Annotated in this window: 16 protein-coding genes and 2 pseudogenes; 11 read left to right on the top strand and 7 right to left on the bottom strand. The window is 65.2% G+C overall.

Annotated elements, in window-relative coordinates; all coding sequences use genetic code 11:
- Positions 1 to 78: 78 nt before the first annotated feature.
- The gene (locus B9A23_RS05370; protein ID WP_084277801.1) at positions 79 to 1,881 is read right to left on the bottom strand and encodes an IlvD/Edd family dehydratase; all 1,803 of its coding nucleotides are present in this window, start codon (positions 1,879 to 1,881) and stop codon (positions 79 to 81) included.
- 28 nt (positions 1,882 to 1,909) lie between these two features.
- Positions 1,910 to 3,079 carry an aldose epimerase family protein gene (locus B9A23_RS05365; RefSeq protein WP_084277800.1) on the bottom strand — a complete coding sequence of 390 codons (1,170 nt, stop codon included), beginning with the start codon at positions 3,077 to 3,079 and terminating at the stop codon, positions 1,910 to 1,912.
- 144 nt (positions 3,080 to 3,223) lie between these two features.
- Here B9A23_RS05365 and B9A23_RS05360 point away from each other — a divergent pair.
- The 11 genes and pseudogenes from B9A23_RS05360 (at position 3,224) to B9A23_RS05310 (ending at position 15,936) form a co-directional block, all read left to right on the top strand.
- Positions 3,224 to 4,513: pseudogene (locus B9A23_RS05360) on the top strand (sugar MFS transporter).
- 90 nt (positions 4,514 to 4,603) lie between these two features.
- On the top strand, positions 4,604 to 6,130 hold the full coding sequence (locus tag B9A23_RS05355; protein ID WP_084277799.1) for an aldehyde dehydrogenase (NADP(+)): 1,527 nt from the start codon (positions 4,604 to 4,606) through the stop codon (positions 6,128 to 6,130).
- Between the two features lie 22 nt (positions 6,131 to 6,152).
- A complete protein-coding gene (araD1, locus tag B9A23_RS05350; RefSeq protein WP_084277798.1) occupies positions 6,153 to 7,154 on the top strand; it encodes an AraD1 family protein in 1,002 nt (333 codons plus the stop codon).
- Positions 7,155 to 7,159: 5 nt separating this feature from the next.
- The gene (locus B9A23_RS05345; protein ID WP_084277797.1) at positions 7,160 to 8,086 is read left to right on the top strand and encodes a Gfo/Idh/MocA family protein; all 927 of its coding nucleotides are present in this window, start codon (positions 7,160 to 7,162) and stop codon (positions 8,084 to 8,086) included.
- A 2-nt stretch (positions 8,087 to 8,088) separates the two neighbouring features.
- The gene (locus B9A23_RS05340; protein WP_254895004.1) at positions 8,089 to 8,997 is read left to right on the top strand and encodes a 2-dehydro-3-deoxygalactonokinase; all 909 of its coding nucleotides are present in this window, start codon (positions 8,089 to 8,091) and stop codon (positions 8,995 to 8,997) included.
- Positions 8,994 to 9,623 carry a 2-dehydro-3-deoxy-6-phosphogalactonate aldolase gene (locus tag B9A23_RS05335; RefSeq protein WP_084277796.1) on the top strand — a complete coding sequence of 210 codons (630 nt, stop codon included), beginning with the start codon at positions 8,994 to 8,996 and terminating at the stop codon, positions 9,621 to 9,623. The genes B9A23_RS05340 and B9A23_RS05335 overlap by 4 nt, the downstream gene beginning before the upstream one ends.
- Before the next feature lie 141 nt (positions 9,624 to 9,764).
- Positions 9,765 to 10,880, top strand: a complete 1,116-nt coding sequence (locus B9A23_RS05330; protein ID WP_084277795.1) for a glycoside hydrolase family 43 protein — start codon at positions 9,765 to 9,767, stop codon at positions 10,878 to 10,880.
- Between the two features lie 5 nt (positions 10,881 to 10,885).
- Positions 10,886 to 12,334, top strand: a complete 1,449-nt coding sequence (gene xylB / locus B9A23_RS05325; protein WP_084277794.1) for a xylulokinase — start codon at positions 10,886 to 10,888, stop codon at positions 12,332 to 12,334.
- A gap of 6 nt (positions 12,335 to 12,340) precedes the next feature.
- Complete coding sequence (xylA, locus tag B9A23_RS05320; RefSeq protein WP_084277793.1) at positions 12,341 to 13,648, top strand: xylose isomerase; 1,308 nt, start codon at positions 12,341 to 12,343, stop codon at positions 13,646 to 13,648.
- A gap of 138 nt (positions 13,649 to 13,786) precedes the next feature.
- Positions 13,787 to 14,476, top strand: a complete 690-nt coding sequence (locus tag B9A23_RS05315; protein ID WP_084277792.1) for an acetylxylan esterase — start codon at positions 13,787 to 13,789, stop codon at positions 14,474 to 14,476.
- A gap of 11 nt (positions 14,477 to 14,487) precedes the next feature.
- Positions 14,488 to 15,936, top strand: coding sequence for a family 43 glycosylhydrolase (locus B9A23_RS05310; RefSeq protein ID WP_084277791.1), 1,449 nt, complete (start codon positions 14,488 to 14,490; stop codon positions 15,934 to 15,936).
- Positions 15,937 to 15,939: 3 nt separating this feature from the next.
- Here B9A23_RS05310 and B9A23_RS05305 read toward each other — a convergent pair whose 3' ends face one another.
- The 5 genes and pseudogenes from B9A23_RS05305 to B9A23_RS05285 all read right to left on the bottom strand — a co-directional run bounded on the left by B9A23_RS05305 (position 15,940) and on the right by B9A23_RS05285 (position 21,184).
- Positions 15,940 to 17,232, bottom strand: a complete 1,293-nt coding sequence (locus tag B9A23_RS05305; protein WP_084277790.1) for a cystathionine gamma-synthase family protein — start codon at positions 17,230 to 17,232, stop codon at positions 15,940 to 15,942.
- 79 nt (positions 17,233 to 17,311) lie between these two features.
- The gene (locus B9A23_RS05300; protein ID WP_084277789.1) at positions 17,312 to 18,640 is read right to left on the bottom strand and encodes a spinster family MFS transporter; all 1,329 of its coding nucleotides are present in this window, start codon (positions 18,638 to 18,640) and stop codon (positions 17,312 to 17,314) included.
- A pseudogene (locus B9A23_RS05295) lies at positions 18,637 to 19,170 on the bottom strand (TauD/TfdA family dioxygenase); the annotation flags it as partial. The pseudogene B9A23_RS05295 and the gene B9A23_RS05300, both read right to left, overlap by 4 nt.
- A gap of 15 nt (positions 19,171 to 19,185) precedes the next feature.
- Entirely contained in the window at positions 19,186 to 19,542 is a 357-nt protein-coding gene (locus B9A23_RS05290; RefSeq protein WP_084277787.1) for a hypothetical protein, read from the bottom strand.
- A gap of 13 nt (positions 19,543 to 19,555) precedes the next feature.
- Positions 19,556 to 21,184: a thiamine pyrophosphate-requiring protein gene (locus B9A23_RS05285; RefSeq protein WP_084277786.1), complete on the bottom strand. Its 1,629-nt coding sequence runs from the start codon at positions 21,182 to 21,184 to the stop codon at positions 19,556 to 19,558.
- Positions 21,185 to 21,189: the final 5 nt, after the last annotated feature.

Raw genomic sequence — 21,189 nt, 5'->3', positions numbered from 1 at the left:
TCTTGTGATGGCTTTCGCGCAGGCTTCCTCCGTTGATCGAGGTCTCGCCGGGGGCCGCCGTGGCCCCGGCCAGCAGTTTCAGTGGTTGTCGCGGGGCAGGCCCTTGGTCTGGGCAATGCGCTGATACTTTTCCGCGCCTTCGAGGATGGCACCGTGCGAGAGTTGGCCGACGCGTTCGCGCTGAATTTCCTGCCACGGCGTCTGCGATTCAGGATAGGCATAGCCACCCGCCGCCTCGAGCGCCGCACGCCGCTCAGCCAGTTCTTCTTGGGAAACCAGCATGTCCGCAGTGCCCTTGCGCAAGTCGATGCGCACGGGGTCTCCGGTTCTGAGGATGGCAAGCCCACCCATCGCCGCCGCTTCGGGGCTGGCGTTGAGGATCGAGGGACTGCCGCTGGTGCCTGATTGGCGTCCGTCGCCGATGCACGGCAACGCCGTCACGCCTTCGGTGATGAGGTAGGACGGGGCACGCATGTTGACGACTTCCGCCGCGCCCGGATAACCGATTGGCCCGGCTCCGCGCATGAACAGCAGCGTTTCGGGCGTGATGCCCGTCGCCGGATCATCGATCCGCGCGTGGTAGTCTTCCGGCCCATCGAACACCACGGCCGGGCCTTCGAAGGCATCGGGATCGTTCGGGTTGGAGAGATAGCGTGCACGAAACTCTTCGCTTATCACGCTGGTCTTCATGATCGCGGAATCGAACAGGTTGCCCGACAGCACGAGGAAGCCGGCGTCCTTGACCAGCGGCTGGCCGAACGGGCGGATCACCTTCTCGTCCTCGATTACGGCATCACGGCAGTTCTCGCCCATGGTCTTGCCGTTGACGGTCATCGCGTTCTCGGCGATCAGGCCCTGCGCGATCAACTGGCCCACCACTGCCGGAACGCCGCCGGCGCGGTAATAGTCTTCACCAAGGTATTCGCCGGCAGGCTGCAGGTTCACAAGCAGCGGCACCTTGTGGCCAAGGCGCTGCCAATCTGTCAGCGGCAGATCAACGCCGATGTGGCGGGCGATGGCAGCAAGATGGATCGGCGCATTGGTCGATCCACCGATCGCGGAGTTGACGACGATGGCGTTATGGAAGGCATCCAGCGTCATGATGTCGGAAGGCTTGAGGTCCTCGTGCACCATGTCGACGATGCGCTTGCCGGTGCGCCAGGCACACTCCTGCCGATCGCGATAGGGGGCGGGAATGGCGGCCGAACCGGGGAGCATCATGCCCAGCGCCTCGGCGAGGCTGTTCATCGTCGTCGCCGTGCCCATGGTGTTGCAGTAGCCGGTCGAGGGCGCGGAGCTGGCGACAAGCTTGATGAAGCCTTCCTCATCCAGTTCGCCCTTGGCCATCAGTTCGCGGCCCTTCCAAACGATCGTGCCCGAACCGGTGCGCTCGCCCTTGAACCAGCCGTTGAGCATCGGGCCGACCGACAATGCGATGGCCGGAATGTTGACCGTGGCCGCCGCCATGAGCAGCGCCGGAGTGGTCTTGTCGCAACCGGTGGTCAGGACCACGCCATCGATCGGGTAGCCATAGAGCGCCTCGACCAGTCCGATATAGGCAAGGTTGCGATCGAGCCCTGCCGTTGGGCGCTTGCCCGTTTCCTGAATGGGATGCACCGGGATCTCCAGCGCGATCCCGCCTGCTTCACGGATTCCTTCGCGCACGCGCTCTGCCAGCACGATATGGTGGCGGTTGCATGGCGATAGATCGCTGCCGGTCTGCGCAATCCCGATGATCGGCTTGCCCGAACGCAGTTCCTCGAGGCTCAACCCGAAGTTGAGGTAACGCTCGAGATAGAGCGAGGTCATGTCGATATTGTCGGGATTGTCGAACCACGCGCGCGAGCGGAGCTTCGAGGCCTTTGGGGAGGAGTCGGTCATTGCTGCTTTCGGCTTTTTCGAGGGGTGGTCAGCGGGCCTTGGGCGCAACGCTGACGCGATAGATCATCTGGTGGCGATAGGGCTTGCCAGGCTCGATCCGCGTCGAGACAAAGCTGGGCCGGTTGGGTGCATCCGGAAACTTCTGAGGTTCGAGCGCGATCCCATCGCCCATGCGATAGACATGCCCCTGCTTGCCCAGCACCGTCCCGTCGAGGAAGTTGCCGGTGTAGAACTGCACGCCGGGCTCGGTCGTCAAGACTTCCAGCACACGGCCCGATGCAGGGTCTTCCAGCCTTGCGGCAAGCTGCGGCGTTGCGGTCACTCCCTTGTCGAGCGCGAAGTTATGGTCATAGCCGCGGCCAATGGCGATCTGCTCGTCTCGCCCATCGCGCAGGCCGTTGGTGATGCGCTTTGCTTTCGTGAAGTCGAACACGGTCCCGGCAACCTTGCGCAGCTCGCCGGTGGGGATCAGGGTGGCATCCACCGGGGTGTAAGTCGACGCCGGGATCATCAGGCGATTGCCCATCGCGCCCATCGGCGCGCCTTCACCCGCCATGTTGAACAGCGCGTGATTGGTCATGTTGACGATCGTCGGCTTGTCGGTCGCCGTTTCGAAGGTGATGCCAAGGTTGCCGCGTTCGTCCAGCGTGTAGGTCACCCTGGTGTCGAGCTTGCCGGGATAGCCTTCCTCGCCATCGGCGCTGACGTAGGACAGCACCACGCTCGCCACCGGGCCCGACTTGACCGAGACAATCTTCCAGTTGCGCTTGTCGAAGCCCTTGGTGCCGCCGTGCAGCGAATTGCCGAGGTTGTTCTGGGCAAGCTGATAGGCCTTGCCGTCGAGCGTGAACCGGCCCTTGGCAATGCGATTGGCATAGCGGCCAACGGTTACGCCGAAGAAGTTGGGCTTTGCCTCATAGGTCTGGACATCATCGTAGCCGAGCAGGATGTCGGCGATCTGTCCATCGCGCGAGGGCGCCATCAGCGATTGCAATGTTGCTCCATAAGTCAGCACGCGGGCGGAAACGCCATTGGCAGCCTTCAGCGTGATCGCGAAAGCCTCGGTGCCGTCGGCCAGCTTGCCAGCGCTTTGCTGCTTCGCCTCGGCTGCGCTGGCTGTCTGTGCCAGCAGGGCAACCGATGCCGACAGTGCCAGCACCAGCAGGGTGCCGTTGTTCGGCTTGCCCGCAATCCTCATCCTCAGGGTCCTTTCGGAAAACATGCATCACTCTTGCGCCCATTGACGCGGTCTGCGTGCCGATATAGTCCGACAAATAGAAATTGCGCAAGACGGTAAGCGTACCGCAGCGCGCCCCGGGCAAGAGAGAGGAAGCGCAAGTCCATGCCACCAGTGGCTTCAACCCAGGCAAACACCGTGACAGAGGGCGATTCCGGCGTACGCTATGGTCCCGCGCTGACCTTGCTGGCCAGCCTGTTCTTCATGTGGGGGTTCATCACGGTCATCAACAACACGCTGCTGCCGCACCTGCGCAGCGTGTTCGATCTGAATTATACACAGACAACATTGATCGAATCGGTGTGGTTCATAGCCTACTTCGTCGCCTCGATCCCGTCGGCAAAGCTGATCGAGAAGATCGGTTACCAGAAGTCGCTGGTGATCGGGTTGCTGGTGATGGCGGCGGGCGCTCTGGGCATGATGCTGGCGGCCTCGATCCCATCCTATGGCGTGACGCTGGCGATGCTGTTCGTGATCGCCAGCGGCATCACCTTGCTACAGGTAGCGGCCAATCCTTACGTCGCCGTGGTTGGCAAGCCGGAAACGGCGTCCTCCCGCCTGAACCTGGTCCAGGCGATGAACTCGGCGGGCACGATGCTCGCACCGATGTTCGGCGCCTACCTGATCCTCGGTCGCTCGAAGGGCGGCACAGCCACATCGGATGTCGTGCTGACCCAGGCCGAGCGCCTTGCTGATGCGCAGTCAGTGATCCTGCCCTACGGCCTGGTTGCGGTCGTTCTCGTCGTTCTTGCCATTGTGATCGCACGCTTTCCGCTCCCTTCGATGGGCAGCGCAACGCAGCGCCTCGCGCCTGAGGAGCGAGCCAAGCTTTCGCTGTAGAAGCACCGCAATCTCGTTTTCGGCATTCCGGCGATATTCATCTACCTGATCGCCGAAATCGGTGTAGCCAACCTCTTCGTGAACTTCGTCAGCCAGCCCGATATCGCCAACCTGACGCACGAGAAGGCCGGCCAGTACCTGACCTTCCTGTGGGGCGGCATGATGGTCGGGCGCTTCCTCGGCTCGGCGATCATGCAGAAGGTTGACGCGGGCCTCGTGCTTGCCGCCTTCTCGGTTGGCGCCTTCGTCGTCATGCTCGTCACCGTCTTTACCACCGGCCCTGCCGCGATGTGGGCGCTGATTCTGGTAGGCCTGTTCCACTCGATCATGTTCCCGACGATCTTCACGCTCGGCATCAAGGGCCTCGGCCCGCTGACCGAGGAGGGCTCGGGCCTGCTGATCATGGCCATCGCTGGCAGCGCGCTGGTCGTCGTTCAGGGCTGGCTGGCCGATGCCTATGGCTTGCAGGCCTCGTTCCTGCTGACGGCAGCATGCGAATTGTATGTCCTGTTCTATGCACTGTGGGGTTCGAAGACCACCGCCGATCCAGCCTGATGCATAGCTATGAACGCAATCGGGCCGGGACGCATGAGATTGCGTTCCGGCCTTTCTGATAATATGTCAGACTAAATCAGGAGATGTTAGATGACAGAATTCCGTTCCGTGGTCGCCGCCACGGGTGAGCCGATCGGCCCTGCCTTTGCCGTCCACGGCCCCGCCGAAGTCGATGCCGCCTGCGCCGCCGCCGCCGCCGCGTTTGACACCTACCGCGCCACCAGCCGCGAGGAACGCGCTGCCTTTCTCGAAGCCATAGCATCGGAAATCCTCGCCATCGGCGACGATCTGATCGAAGCAGCGATGAGCGAATCCGGCCTGCCCCGCGCCCGCCTCGAAGGCGAGCGCGGCCGCACCGTGGGCCAGTTGCGCCTATTTGCCGATGTGGTCCGCAAGGGCGCGTGGCAGCAGCTGCGCATTGATCCGGCAATGCCCGATCGTCAGCCCTTGCCCAGGCCTGACATCCGCTTGCGCATGATCCCGGTCGGCCCGGTTGCCGTCTTTGGCGCATCGAACTTCCCGCTCGCCTTCTCAACGGCCGGGGGTGACACCGCCTCGGCGCTGGCAGCGGGCTGCCCGGTGGTGGTCAAGGGTCACCCCGCCCACCCGCGCACCGGAGAGCTGGTTACAGCTGCCATCACGCGCGCGGTTGCCTCCTGTGGTCTCCCGACTGGCGTCTTCGGCCATCTCGTCGGCCCATCGAACGAACTTGGCGCGGCACTGGTGCAGGATCCACGCATCGCCGCCGTGGGCTTCACCGGCTCGCGCGCTGGTGGGCTTGCGCTTGTCCGCCTCGCCCAGGGCCGTGACGTACCGATCCCGGTCTATGCCGAAATGTCGAGCATCAATCCCGTCCTGCTTCTGCCCGAAGCACTGAAGGCTCGTGGCCCGGCGCTCGGCACCGCATTCGTCGGCTCGCTCACCATGGGTGCGGGCCAGTTCTGCACCAATCCCGGCCTCGTCCTGGCGATAGCAGGCGAAGGCCTTGAAGCCTTTATCGCCGCTGCTACCGAAGCCGTCAGCGGCGCGACTGCGCAAACCATGCTCACCGGCGGCATCTGCAAGGCCTACCTGTCGGGCGTTGCGGCGCTTGAAGCGGCGGCCGGCGTTGAAAAGTTGGCCGAGGGCGTTGCCGGCGATGCCATGCAGGGCCACGCGGCGCTGTTCCGCACCACCGCGCAGGCGTTCCTCGCCGACAAGGCGCTGGGCCACGAAGTGTTCGGCGCCTCCTCAGTGGTCGTGGTATGCGCTGACGAGGCAGAACTCACCTCGGTCCTCGCAGGTCTCGAGGGCCAGTTGACGGCCACGCTCCACATGGACGCCACCGACGATGCACTCGCTGCGCGGTTGATGCCCGTGCTGGAACTCAAGGCCGGGCGCATCCTTGCCAATGGCTGGCCTACCGGCGTCGAGGTATGCCATGCCATGGTCCACGGCGGCCCCTTCCCGGCAACGTCCGATCCGCGCACAACCTCGGTCGGCAGCCTCGCCATCGACCGTTTCCTGCGCCCGGTCAGCTACCAGAACCTTGCCGCCGATCTCTTGCCGCCCGAACTGCGCGACGATGCGCGCGGCGATGGCGCGCCGCGCCTGATCGACGGGACGCTGACGCTCTGAGCGCCTGACGGGAGACCACGCAATGTCACTTCGCCTCCTGCAGCACCGCGCCAGCGACGGCACGCGCAGCGTCATCCTTGCCGATGGCGATGCAGCACACGTCCTTTCAGGCGTCGAGCGCACGACTGATCTCGCCCGCCGCGCGATCTCTGCGGGCACCACGCTGGCGGAGGAGGCGAAGGCCTGTTCGGCCGGCGTGCCGGTGGATCTTGCGACGGAGTTCGCAGCAGGACGCCTCCTCGCACCGATCGATCACGAGGATCCGGCCCACCTTGCCCTGACCGGCACCGGCCTTACCCACCTCGGCTCGGCCGAAGGGCGCGACAGGATGCATCGCGAGGCTGCGGCAGCTGCCCACCAGACCGACTCCATGCGCATGTTTCTCGAAGGTCTCGAAGGCGGCAAGCCCGGCGACGGCAGCGTCGGCCAGCAGCCCGAATGGTTCTACAAGGGTGATGGCAGCCAACTGGTCGGTCCCGGCGAGCCGCTCGAAATGCCGAATTTCGCGCAGGATGGTGGCGAGGAGCCGGAACTCGCCGGCATCTACCTGATCGGTCCGGACGGCACGCCGTTCCGCCTCGGCTTTGCGCTCGCCAACGAGTTTTCGGACCACGTCACCGAGCGCCACAATTATCTGTGGCTGGCGCACTCCAAACTGCGGCGCGCCGCCCTCGGCCCCGAACTGCTAATCGGAGAGGCCCCCGCCGACATTCGCGGCACCAGCCGCATCCTTCGCGATGGCGTGGCCTTGTGGGAAAAGCCCTTCCTCACCGGCGAGCACAACATGAGCCACAGCCTCGCCAACCTGGAGCACCATCACTTCAAGTACGACCTGTTCCGCCGCCCCGGCGATGTCCACGTTCACTTCTTCGGCACTGCCACGCTGTCGTTCAGCGATGCAGTGCGTACGCAAGTGGGCGACGTGTTCGAGATCGAGGCTGAGCCCTTCACGCTGCCGTGCCGCAATCCGCTGACGCAGACGGCAGGCGACGCTTCCGCGTCGCTCAAGGTGCAGGTACTGTAACCGGCATGGACCCGATCAGGATCGCCGTTGTCGGCATGGGCAAGATCGCCCGCGACCAGCATTTGCCCGCCATCGTCGGCAATGGCGCGTTCGGGCTCGCTGCAACCGTCAGCCCGCACGACCATGGGGTGGATGGCGTGCCCCATTTTGCCAGTCTAAACGACCTGTTGGCGAGCGGTCCGGCTGTCGACGCCATCGCGCTGTGTACGCCCCCGCAGGTGCGCTACGATCTGGCGAGCACGGCGCTTTCGCGCGGCGTCCACGTGTTTCTCGAAAAGCCGCCCGGTGCGACGCTGGCAGAAGTCGCCGCGCTGGAAGCTCAGGCAGACAAGGTCGGCGCCACACTGTTCGCCGCCTGGCATTCGCGCTTTGCCGCAGGGGTCGCGCCGGCACGTGCATGGCTTGCCGAACGGCGCATCGACAAGGTCGAGATCACCTGGCGCGAGGACGTGCGGGTGTGGCATCTGGGACAGGCGTGGATCTGGGAGCCGGGTGGCCTCGGCGTGTTCGACCCCGGCATCAATGCGCTGTCGATCGCGACCCGCATCCTGCCCCGGCCGATCTTCCTGCAGTCTGGCACGCTCGAAATCCCCGGAAACCGCGCCGCCCCCATCGCAGCCGACCTTTCCTTCCGCGACAGCACTGGCGCGCCCGTCCACATGGACCTCGATTGGCGGCAAACCGGTCCGCAAAGCTGGGACATTGTCGTGGAGACCGATGCCGGCACGCTCAAGCTGTCGAGCGGCGGCGCGGTCCTGACGCTGCCTTCGGGCACCAGCCACGACGAGGACCACGAATATCCCGGCCTCTATGCCCGCTTCGCCACGCTTATCCGCACCGGACGCAGCGATGTCGACGTGGATCCGCTGCGCCTTGTTGCCGATGCCTTCCTGCGCGCGACGCGGGTCAGCGTCGAACCGTTCGAGGATTGATCGTGGCGGGCCGCGCACGGCGCGTGATCGGCGACTGGGGCAGCACACGCCTGCGCCTGTTTCTCGTTGAAAATGGCGAAACCACGGCCCGTCTCGACGGACCCGGTGTCACGCAGCTTGTCGAACCGGCAGAGCGCGTCCTTGCCCGGCTCCTCTCCGTCTGGCTGGCAGCCGGCGCGATCGAAGCGATAACGCTTTGCGGCATGGTCGGATCGCCTGCCGGCCTTGCCATCGCCCCTTATGCCCCGTGCCCGGTGGATGCAGAGAGCTGGCACCATGCCCGCACCCGTCTGCGCGTGCTTGGCCACGATGTCGAAATCCTGCCGGGGCTTTCCTACCGGACCGCCGATGGCGTGCCCGAGGTGATGCGCGGCGAGGAGACGCAGGTCTTCGGCGCGATGGCGCTGAACCCTGCCTTGCACGCTGGCGATCACGACTTCGCGCTTCCCGGAACCCACGGCAAATGGGTCAGCACCAGCGACGGCACGATCACCGGCTTCCGCACGGCTCCGACCGGCGAGGTCTTTGCCGCGATCACCGGCCACACCTCGCTGACGGGCCCGGATACGCCCGGCGAGGGCAGCTTTGATGATGGCTTCGCGCACGGCCTGAGCCGTTCGGCAGAGCCGTTGCCCGGCACCCTGTTCGAAGCACGCGCGTCGCGCTTGCTCGACGGCCGCTCGCGCGAGTGGGCCAAGGGCTATCTGTCAGGCGTGCTCATCGGCGCGGAAGTAGCGCAGTTCGGCATGGGCACGCAGAACGTGACGCTGATCGGCGATCCCGCACTTGCCGCACTTTATGCGACCGCGCTTGCACATCACGGCGGTTCATCGCAACTGGTCGACGGCGAGAACGCCGTGGTGGCCGGCCTTGCCCACGCCATAACTCTTGCCGAAAGCCTGCGCCCGTGACAGTCGATGAAGTCCTTGCCCAAGGCGCCCCGCCCATCGTTGCCATCCTGCGCGGCATCCGCACGCAGGAGGCCGTCGGCATCGCGACCGCGCTGGTCGAGGCAGGCGTCCGTTTGATCGAGGTGCCGTTCAACTCGCCCGATCCATGCGGTTCGATCAGGGCCATGGTCGAAGCGCTTGGCGGTCGTGCCGCCTTCGGCGGTGGCACCGTCACCAGCATCGCGCTTGCCGAACAGCTTGCGGACGCTGGCGGCACATTCATGGTTTCGCCCAATACGGATCCAGCGGTCATCGCCCGTTCGCTCGAACTCGGCATGGACGTCCTCCCCGGATTTCTTACCCCCACGGAAGCCTTTGCCGCGATTGGCGCGGGCGCGCGCGATCTGAAGCTGTTTCCCGGCTCGGTGCTTGGCAGCAGCTACGTGAAGGCAATTCGCGAAGTCCTGCCGCCCGCAACACGCGTGTGGGCCGTGGGCGGCGTTGGTCCTGCCAACGTGGCCGAATATCGTGCAGCAGGCGTACTCGGCATAGGGGTGGGGGGCAGCCTCTACAGGCCCGGCGATGATGCAGCGATAGTAGGCACTCGCGCCGAGGCGCTGGTTTCCGCATGGAACGCTGCCGGCTGATCTTGCTGCACTGCGCTTGCCAAGGCAGGTGAACGTCGGTAATTAGAACGCATATTTCAGATTGCCGTCGTGTTTAGGTAGCGCTATCATCGTCGCAGCAGATATGTGAAAGGCCGGACAAGCGGCCTGCAAGGGGATGACATGATCAAGGCGAAGATCACCACCGTCGCACTGTGCCTGACGAGCGCGCTCGCGCTGGCCACGTGCTCGAAGGCGGCCAATGAAGCCAAGCCCGCCAATGGCGGCGCAGACGCCAGCGCCTTCCGCGACCAGCCGCTGGTCAACGAAATCTTCACCGCAGATCCATCGGCCCACGTCTTCGACGGCAAGATCTATGTCTATCCCTCGCACGACATCGAAACGCCGACGGCCGACGATGACCTCGGCAACCAGTACGCGATGCGCGACTACCGCGTGCTGAGCATGGACAAGGTCGGCGGCAAGGTCACCGTCGGTCCCGTCGCGCTTGACGTGAAGGACGTGCCCTGGGCCTCGCAGCAGATGTGGGCGCCCGATGCCGCCTACAAGGACGGCACCTACTACCTGTACTTCCCGGCGCGCGACAAATCGAAGGACAAGAACGGCCTCGGCGCGTTCCGCATTGGCGTCGCCACCTCGAAGAATCCGATGGGGCCGTTCGTCGCCGAAAAGGAAGCGATCCCCGGCTCCTACTCGATGGATCCGGCGGTCTTCACCGACGACGATGGCACTGCCTACATGTATTTCGGCGGCATATGGGGTGGCCAGCTTCAGCGCTGGGCCGGCGGCAAGTACGATCCCAACGGCTCCGACACCGACCTGATGCAGGACGACAAGCCCGCGCTGTCAGGCAAGGTCGTCAAGATGAACGCCGATATGAAGACCTTCGCCGAAAGCCCCCGCGATGCGGTGATTCTCGGGGACGACGGCAAGCCTGTGCTGGGCGGTGATCACGAACGCCGGTTCTTCGAAGCCTCCTGGGTCTTCAAGAAGGACGGCAAGTACTACTACACCTATTCCACCGGCGACACGCACTTCCTAAACTATGCCATCGGCACCAGCCCCTACGGTCCGTTCAAGTATGTCGGCCACATTCTCAAGCCAGTGCAGGGCTGGACCACGCACCACTCGATCATCCAGCATGATGGCAAGTGGTGGCTGTTCTATGCCGACACGCAGCTCTCCAACAAGAACCACCTGCGCAACGTCAAGGTGACCGAGCTGACGTTCAACCTCGACGGCACGATCCAGACGATCGACCCGATGAAAGCGAAGTAAGCCTGATGTTCCTCGGCATAGATGTCGGCACCAGTTGCGTAAAGGCGGTTGTCACTGCCGAAACCGGCGAGGTCCTGGCGCAAAGCAGTTCCGACCTCACCGTTTCCCGCCCTCACCCGCTGTGGTCCGAACAGGCCCCGGCGGATTGGGTGGACGCAGCGCACAAGGCGGTGCTCGGCCTCGATGCCAGCTTGCGCAAGGCCATGCGCGGCATTGGCCTTGCCGGGCAGATGCACGGCGCCACCCTGCTGGGCGCGGACGACAAGCCGCTGCGTCCGGCGATCCTGTGGAACGATGGCCGCAGCTTTGCCGAATGTGCCGAGATCGAAGCCGCCAAGCCCCGGGCGCGCGAAATCACCGGGAACATCGCCATGCCGGGCTTCACCGCGCCGAAGCTGGCCTGGGTTCGCAAACACGAACCCGACGTCTTTGCCGCCACGCGCACCGTCCTGCTGCCCAAGGACTACGTCCGCCTCGCCCTTACCGGCGAAAAGGCGAGCGACATGTCCGACAGCGCAGGAACGCTGTGGCTCGATGTCGCCCGGCGGTCGTGGTCGCCTGAGATGCTCGCTGCTACTGGCCTTGATGAAAGCCACATGCCGCGCTTGCATGAAGGCTCCGACGGCACCGGCGTATTGCGTGAGGACGTCGCCCGGGCTTGGGGCATGGACCGCGTGCCGGTGGTCGCTGGCGCTGGCGACAATGCCGCAGGGGCGCTTGGCGTTGGCGTGCTGTCAGACGGGCAAGGCATGCTCTCGCTCGGCACGTCGGGCGTGATCTTCGTGGCCAATGCCGCATTCCGGCCGAACCCCGCAGAAGCCGTCCACGCCTTCTGCCACGCCTTGCCGGGCGTCTGGCACCAGATGAGCGTCCACCTGTCCGCCGCTTCGTGCATCGACTGGGCTGCGAAGGCCTGCAACGTGCCGGGCCCTGCGGAATTCTTTGCCCTTGCCGAACAGGCCGGCGCGGCCTGCGGACCCGAGCTATTCCTGCCCTACCTTTCCGGTGAGCGGACCCCGCACAACGATCCCCACATTCGCGCCGCATTCCTCGGCCTCGGAAACGAGAGCACTACGGGAAGCATGGCCGCTGCCGTGCTCGAAGGCGTCGCCTTCGCCCATGCCGACGGTATCGACGCCCTGCGCAACGCCGGAACGCAGATCGATGAACTTTGCGTGATTGGCGGCGGCTCCCGCTCGACACACTGGGGGCGCATCCTGTCGAGCGTTCTCGGCGTCCGCCTCGTCTATCTCCACGGTGGCGAAGTCGGCCCGGCGCTGGGCGGTGCACGCCTTGCGCAGATCGCCGTCACCGGCGCTTCTGCCGCCCAGGTCTGCACCCGCCCGCCGGTGCGCGCAGTGATCGAACCCGATCCCGCACTTGCCGCCCAGCTTGCGCCCAAGCGCGCCCGTTTCCGCGCCGCCTATGCCGCGCTCGCCCCGATCAAGGAGTAACAAGTCATGTCAGCCGACTATTTCGACGAGTTCGCCACCGTCCGCTACGAAGGTCCGGAAAGCACCAGCGATCTTGCCTATCGCTTCTACGACAAGGACCGCGTGGTCTTCGGCAAGCGGATGGAAGACTACCTACGCTTTGCCGTGTGCATGTGGCACACCTTCTGCTGGCCCGGCAGCGACGTGTTCGGTGCCGGCACGTTCGATCGCCCATGGCTGAACGGTCCGCAGGACGAAAACGCCGCCCGCGCCAAGCGTGAAGCGGCTCTCGCCTTCGTGGAAAAGCTCGACCTGCCGTTCTACTGCTTCCACGATGTCGACGTGATGGCGCCGGCCGAAAGCATCGGCGAGTTCCGCGCCAGCTTCGCCCGCGCGGTCGACCATCTCGAGGAACTGCAGGCCCAGCACGGCCGCAAGCTGCTGTGGGGCACGGCCAACCTGTTTGGCCACCCGCGCTACCTTGCCGGCGCTGCCACCAGCCCCCGCCCGGAAGTCTACGCCTGGGGCGCCAGCCAGGTGCGCGATGCTCTCGAGGCGACCCATCGTCTTGGTGGCTCGAACTACGTGCTGTGGGGCGGCCGCGAAGGTTACGACACGATCCTCAACACCGATCTCAAGACCGAACAGGAAAACTTCGGCCGCTTCCTCAGCCTCGTGGTCGAGCACAAGCACAAGATCGGCTTTGCCGGCACGATCCTGATCGAACCCAAGCCGCATGAGCCGACCAAGCACCAGTACGACTTCGACACCCAGACCGTATACGGCTTCCTCAAGCGCTTCGGCCTCGAGAACGAGGTAAAGGTCAACATCGAGGCCAACCACGCCACGCTTTCGGGCCACACCTTCGAGCATGAAATCGCCATGGCCGGTGCGCTGGGCGTATTCGGTTCGATCGACGCCAACCGCGGCGACCCGCAGAATGGCTGGGACACCGACCAGTTCCCCAACTCGGTCGAGGAACTGACGTTGGCCTGCATCGAGATCGAACGCGCCGGTGGCTTCACCGATGGCGGCTTCAACTTCGACGCCAAGGTCCGCCGGCAATCGGTTGATGCGGCTGACCTGTTCCACGGCCACATCGGCGGCGTGGACGTCATCGCCAAGGCCCTGCTGCGCGCCGAAGCGATCATTGCCGACGGTCGCATCGATGCCTTCCGCGCCGAGCGCTATGCCGGCTGGAACGGCGAACTCGGGGCAACCATCCGCCAGTCGAGCCTTGCCGAAATCGCCGACCTCGCCGTGGCGCAGAATCTCAAGCCCGCTCCGGTTTCGGGCCGTCAGGAATGGCTAGAGAACATGCTCAACCGGTTCTGATTAATGGTCTGAGTAAATAGGAAATCCCGCTCTGGACCTCAGGGGTTCAGGGCGGGCTTTTTATTAGTTATATGCCATAATTATCGTTGAATCAGCTTCCACTTTAAATCATACAATTGTGAAATTTGAGAGGATGCCATGATTCGAACGTCCCGCATGCTTGCGGCGGCTTGCGCGATGCTGTGCGCAGCCGGCGCTCCCGCCCTTGGCCAGACAGCGCCTTCGTTGGCGCCTTACTTCACGCCCGCCGCATCCGGTGCCACTGGAGTCGACGAAGACGGTTTCATCCGCCGCTGGATGCTGCTCGAACCGATCGCCAAGCCCAATCGCACCAACCAGCTCTTTACCAGCGACTACGTGCGCAAGGCCTTCTCCGAAGACCGCCCGACGAGCCTCAGCAGCAAACTGCCGACGGACGGCCAGACCATGACGCACAAGGGCGCATCCCTCACCTGGCACGCGCTCGACGCGGCGCAATGGGATGCCAAGCTGTTCTATTTCGCCGCCGCCTACGGCAAGCCGACTTACGGCGTGATCTTCTGGGCCACGACGGTAGTGGACGCCCCGCGCGACATGCCCGACTCCCACCTCGCGGTCGGCTCCAACTCTGCATCGATGTGGTGGTTGAACGGCAAGGAAGCCGCCGCCTTGTTCGGCGATCGTCGCATGGTCATGGACGATGTCGTCTCGCCCGCGCTCGGCCTGAAGAAGGGCCGCAACGTGCTGCAAGGTGCGGTGATCAACGGCCCCGGCCTGTCCGATTTCGCGGTCCGCTTCGTCGATGGCAAGGGCCAGCCGATCCGCGACCTCAAGATCACGCTGCGCTGAAGGAGGCCGCAATGAACTCCAAGCTTATCGCCGCCGCAGTCCTTGCCGGCATTGCCGCCCCCGTTCTTGCGCAGAGCAACCCCGTCGCGCAGATGGAGGGCGAACCGTGGATTCATGATCCCTCCACGATCGTGCAATCTGATGGACGCTTCTACACGTTCGGCACCGGCAAGGGTGGCCTCGTGTCCTCCGATGGCTGGACATGGGCCAGCGGCCCGGTTCGCCCGGGCGGCGGCGTCGCGCCCGATGTGATCAAGCTTGGCCACCGCTACTACGTGGCGTGGGCTGTAGGCGGCGGCGGCATGAACGGCGGCCACAAGAGCGACGTCAAGATCATGTGGACGAAGTCGCTCGATCCCGCATCGAAGGATTTCGGCTTCCACGATGTCGGCACCGTGGCCTCGAGCGACGGCTTCGAGATCAACGATGCGATCGACCCGGCATTCCTGCTCGCCGAAGGACGCCTGTGGCTCAGCTATGGCACCTACTTCGGCGCCATCCGCATGGTCGAACTCGATCCGAAAACAGCGGAGCGCCTGCCCGGCAACCAGCCCGTCGATATCGCGATCGACATGGAAGCCACTGCCCTGCTCCACCGCGAGGGCTGGTACTACCTGCTCGGCACGCACGGCACCTGCTGCGATGGCCCGAACTCGACCTACAACATTCGCGTCGGCCGTTCGAGGAGCCCGCTCGGCCCTTACGTCGACAACTTCGGCGTGCCCTTGTTGAAGGGCGGCGGCAAGCTGGTGTGGGGATCGAACGGTCGGGGTCGGGGAGCTGGCCATTTCGGCCTGGTCGATCTCGGCGATGGCGTCGAAAAGTTCTCGTTCCACTACGAGGCCGACATGGACCGTTCCGCGCGCAGCGTCCTCGCGATCCTGCCGCTCACCTGGAAGAACGGCTGGCCGCTGGGACAGGAAAACCTGCGGCCCGGCACCTACGAGATCCAGTCCGAACGCGGCGGCGCGCTGCAACTGGCGGTGGACGAAGTGCGCCTGCCGTGGTCATGGACCGGCTTTGGCGCGCCGAAGGAGCCGGTCAAGCCCGTACCCGACCAGACGCTGGAGCAGAACCGCACCGTCTGGCCGCTAGGCGCCATTGCCGTGGACATGGGCGCCTATCAGGTCCGCCCCAACCAGCACTGGACGATCGAGCCGGTCGCCGGGGCTGGCGGTTGGTTTGGCGCGCCATACGTCAAGATCGTCATTGCAGGTACGAGCAGGGCGCTCGCCGCAACGCCGTCGGGCGATGTCGTCGCCGTTCCGCAGTTCACCGGCGCGCCCGAGCAGCTCTGGCGGATCGACATGCTGGGCGACGGAACCTACCGGATCATCCCCAGGAACACGCCCGATCCGATGAAGCCGCTCGCGCTTGCCGCCGTCGGAGCCAGCACGCCGCGGCTTGTCCGCTTCGATCCGGCGTCCGAAGCGGGCAAGTGGACGTTCCGCCTGCCCTGAGCGCTAGCCCGCGCTGGCGGCCAGCGCCTGTTCGAGATCGGCAACGATATCGCCCTCGTTCTCGATCCCGATCGACAGGCGCACCGTGCCGTCACGCACGCCGAAGCGGTCGCGCGCTTCGGCCGGCACGCCCGAATGGGTCGTCGTCGCCGGATGGCTTGCCAGCGATTCCGTGCCGCCAAGACTCACCGCCAGCTTGAAGATCTGCAGCGCGTTGAGGAAGCGGAAGGCCGCCGGCTGCCCGCCCTTGATGTCGAACGAGAAAGTCGAACCGGCGCCCGAGCATTGGCGGGCAAATACCTCGTGTTCATGCGATCCCGGGCTTGCCATGTGCGGGTGCGCCACGCTTTCGACCGCCGGGTGATCGGCAAGGAAGCGCACGGCGGCAAGCGCATTGGCATTGGCCCGCTCCATCCTCAGGCCCAGCGTTTCGAGCGACCGGCCCAGCATCCAGCAGCTATGCGCATCCAGCTGCGTGCCGATGGCGCTGCGCAAAAGGCGCACTTCGCGCATCAGCGCGGCCGAGCCGAGCGCCGCACCAGCGACTAGGTCGGAATGCCCGCCGACGTACTTGGTCAGAGAATAGAGCGAAATGTCCGCGCCGTGCCGCAAGGGGTGCTGATAGACCGGGCCAAGCAGGGTATTGTCGCACATCAGCAGCGGGCGCTGATCGCCCTGCTCTGCGCCTACTGCTTCGCAGACGCGGCGCATCATCTGGATATCGACCAGCGCATTGGTAGGATTTGCCGGGCTTTCGATCAGCACCAGCGCCACGCGCCCGCGCGCCATCGCCCGGCGCGCCGCTTCCATCACTGCGGCTTCGTCGAGACCATCCGAAAAGCCTTCGGCCGCGATGCCGAGGCGTGCAAAGGTCTTGGCCAGAAGCGTCTCGGTGCCGCCGTAAAGCGGCTGTGAATGAAGGATCACTTCGCCCGGCTTGGCGAAGGCCAGCATAGCCGTGGTGATCGCCGCCATGCCCGAGGAAAACACCACGCCCGCCTCGGCGCCTTCGTAAACCGCCAGCCGGTCTTCGACGATCTCGCTGTTCGGGTGATTGAAGCGCGAATAGACCAGCCCGCGCCCCTGCCCTGGCGGCGGCTCCTTGCGCCCGGCGACGTAATCGAAGAAGTCGCGCCCTTCCTCAGCCGTCGGGAAGACGAAAGTCGATGTCAGGAATACCGGCGGCTTGACCGCGCCCTCCGACAGAAAGGGATCATAGCCGTAGTTCAGCATCAGGGTATCAGGATGCAGTTCGCGGCTCCCGATGGTGGTCTTGCTCTCGCGTGGTGCATTCATCTCGAAACCCCTCCTGCGCCGCCTGTGCCGGCCGCGTCTTGTCAACGCGCGCGGCTATAAGTGGTTTCAGTTGAGACTTTCAAGCTTCGGTCTGGACAAAACTTGTGCGGAACAGCGTAGCTGCGCGCAGGAAGCACAGGCCGGCCAGCATCGGCGTGACGGCAATGATCAGCATGGAATAGCGCACTGCCTCTTCTCCGAAGCGGGGCGTGAGCAGGTCGGTGGCAAAGCCGACCGCGCTGGGGCCGACGACGTTGCCGATGAAGCTTGCGCCAAACAGGATCACCGCGATGGCAAGCGCCCGGCGATGCTCTGCCACGATGCCCACGGTCGCGGCATAGATCGGCGCCTGGTGCACCAGGGTAAGCAGGCTCGCCAGCGCAAATCCGGCCAGCCACACCGACTGGGCATCGCCCATCAGGAACAGCAGTTCAGCCGGTCCTGAAAGCAGGCAGGCCAGCGCCGGAAGCCCGATGCGCCAACCCGCCCGGTCTGCGGCGAGCCGGTCGATGATCAGGCCGCCGGCAAGGATGCCCAGCGCTCCGGCAGCGCCCCGCGCCGGGCCGATCGTGCCGGCGATCTCGGCCATGCCCATGTGGTGCACCCGCGTGAAGAACGTCGGCGTCCACGCCCCGGCAGCCCAGACGTTTGCGCCCATCAGCGTTACGCCAAGAAAGATCCAGCCGAAGCAGCGGTTTGCAAACAGCGCCCGGATGTCTCGCGCCATTGCGCCAATCGATCCGCCCAGACGCGGCGGGGGGGGGTTGCGGCGGACGGGTTCGCGCACAGTCAGCAGGAAGATCAGCGCCAGCACGATACCCGGCGCGCCCATTGCCACGAACATGGCGCGCCAGCCGTGGTTCTGGGCAATCCACCCCGCCACCGGGAAGAAGGCGATGAAGGCGATGGAGTTGGCCGTCCCGAAGATCGCCATCGCCAGCGAGCGCCGCGCCGGCCGGAACAGGTCGGCCAGCATGGCATTGGATGGTGCGATGCCGCAAGCTTCACCCGCCCCCATCAGGAACCGCGCCGCGGCAAGCTGCCAGAGCGAGGCAACATAGCCGGTCAGCATCGTCATCAGGCTCCAGAAGGCGAGGCCTGCGGCAACGATGTTGCGGCGGTTGGAACGGTCGGCCAGCCAGGCAATGGGTACCCCGACCACCGAATAGAGCAGCACGAACGCCAGCCCCGACACCAGCCCGAGCACCGTGTCGGACGCGCCGAATTCCTTCTTGATTGCCGGAAGCGCCAGCCCGAGCAGGGAGCGGTCGAGGTAGTTGAATACCGAGATCAGGGTGAGCGCCGCCAGCGGCCATGTCGCTCGCCAAGGCCACGGCTCGCGCGGCGATGGAGCTTCGGCCGGGCCGTCGATTGCAAAGTCGGTCGGCAGTGCCTTGTCCGGTGTCATCCTTGCATTCCTTCCAGCATTGCCCGCTTGTGGTCCCGGTCGATCGCTTTCCCGCGCTCGGCGAGACGCGGGTCCAATGGCTTGATCAGATCCGAATGGAGCCAGAGCCGCAAGAGCAACCGGCCCGCCCCGTCAGCGTCACCTTCACCGTCGGCAAAGGCAGTTCGGCCGTGCAGCCAGCTCCAGTTGTGCCAGAACAACACATCGCCGCGCTCCAGCTTGAAAAGGGCCCTGCCCGCCAGCATTGCCGCCGTCCGCTGCAAAGCGTTTATCGCCGTTGCCAGATCAGGTGGCAGCGCCTCCGCCCGGGCCTGCGCCGCGGCACCCAGAAAGTAGCGGTTGAAGCAGCACTGCACCTGCCGACCACACCGCACGAAGACCGGCGCCTTGGCGACGGACACGGGGTGGTCGGAATCCAGCGCCGGATTGCTGCCAAACCAGTAGCCCTCGTACAACGGCTCGAGCAGGTTGGGCGCGGTCTGCTGCATCGCCGCGTAAAGGTCGGCAGCGCTGATCAGGAAGCTGTCGCCACCGTGCTGCGCAGTTCATATGGCGGCCAAGGCAAGGATATCGTGGAGATCGGTATGGGCCTTAAGCTCGCTATCGGAATGCGTTCCCCGCGCCTGCGCATCGCCTGCACGCCGCTCCACCCGCGCAACGGTCTCCCCGGCAGGAGATTGTATGGCCGGTGTGCCGAGCCATGATCCCATCTGCAGCAAAGTCTGCGCAAACCGCGCCTCGCCCAGCAAATCGGGATCAAGCCCGGTGACAACAACCGCTCTCGGGCCTGAACGGAAGACGCGCAGCAGGTCTTCGCGAAGCCCGCCTAACGCCGCCTCGTCTCCTCGCATCAGCGCGTCCGCCTCGTCGCGGCGCAGTTCTCGCAAGGCGGGGCGCAGCATCAGCTCTTGCCTGTCACAGTCGCGAGGCCCGCGTTTCCGTGCTGGTGATGAATTCGAGCAGCGCAGGCCGACCCGCCTCGGTGGCGGCGATGCCACGCGCAATCGCGCCCATGATGTCTTCGGGCCGGGTAACCCGCTCGCCATATCCGCCCAGCGCTTCGGCCAGTTTGGCATAGTCACCTGAAATGTCGGTCGCGCGGAACCGCCGCGTCGCCTCGGGCATCTGGTCAAGCTCGATGGCCATGGCTGAATTGTTGAGCAGGATCGAAAGGATCGGCAACCGCTCGCGCGCCGCGGTCTCGAAATCCATGCCGGTAAAGCCGATCGCGGCATCGCCCCAGACGTTGATGCACAGCTTTTCCGGGCAGGCCAGCTTGGCGCCCATCACCAGGCCCAGGCCATAGCCAAGCTGCGTCGACTTGCCCCAGCCGATGTAGCTGAGCGGCGCGCGCGATTTCCAGAACGGCGTCAACTGATCGCGGGGCGAACCGGCGTCGTGCGTGATGACAATGTCGCGCCCGCCCACCGCCTTCTGCAGGTCCCACAGCACGCGATAGGGATTGAGCGGCGCATCGTCGCACTCGAGCAGGGGCAACCATTGCGCCAGCCAGCGCTGCTCCACCTCACGGATTTCCGCGATCGTCGCGGAAGGATCGCGCGCAGCCTGCAACCGCTGCCGACAGGCCTCGATCAGCGCCCGCAACGTCAGCTTCGCATCGCCTGCCAGCGCCATCGTGCACCGCACGCCCTTGTTGAAATCCGCAGGGTCGAGCGTGGCGTGGATGATCTCCACGTCGCGCGGCATGGCGACGCCGAACGCGGTTTCGGCAAAGCTGCAACCGATGCCGAGGATCAGGTCGGCACCATCGAGGAAATGGCGCAACTGCCCGGGGATCGCCGCGCCGCCCGATCCCAGTGCCAACGGGTGCGTTTCGTCGAACGCGCTCTTGCCTTCAAGGCTGGTCGAAACCGGAGCGCCAAGGAGGGACGAAAGCTCGCGCAGTTCGCCATAGGCCTCGGCCCAGTGCACGCCCTGCCCGGCATGGATCACCAGCCGCCGCGCTGCCACCAGTCGCTCGGCAACCTGCTCCACCATCTCGGGGTCCGGGCCGCACCGCGTCGAAACCACGGGCTGGTAATCGAGTTTGCTGCCGATCTCCTCGCCCAGCACGTCCCACGGCATTTCCACCAGGGCGGGCCGGAAGCGGCCATTACGCAGCGCAGTGAAGGCGCGCGCCATGATCGCCGGGGTATCCTCTGCCCGCAGGATCGGTTCGGCCAGCTTGGTGATGTCGCGCATCGAACGGCTGGCATTGTAGTTGTCGCGCACGTGAGCCAGCCTGCGCGCATAGCCCTGCGGCAGCACCAGCACCGGCACGCTTTCCGAATAGGCCTGCGCCACGCCGCCATAGGCGTTTTCGGTGCCGGGGCCGTGCTGCATGGCAAACACCCCCATGCGCTTGCCCCGCGTCATCCGCGAATAGGCATCGGCCATGTGCAGGCCGGTGCGCTCCTGCCGCACGATGATCGTGCGGATGCCGCGCGCCGCTGCCTGTTCCAGCACGGCGTTGCGCGGGTAGCCGAAGATCGTGTCCACGCCTTCACGGACGAGGATTTCGGCAATGGCCGTGCTGACTTTCATCGCGC

It is taken from the genome of Novosphingobium sp. B1 (assembly GCF_900176395.1).
Classification (GTDB): domain Bacteria; phylum Pseudomonadota; class Alphaproteobacteria; order Sphingomonadales; family Sphingomonadaceae; genus Novosphingobium.
This window is presented reverse-complemented; position numbering and strand designations above follow the sequence as displayed.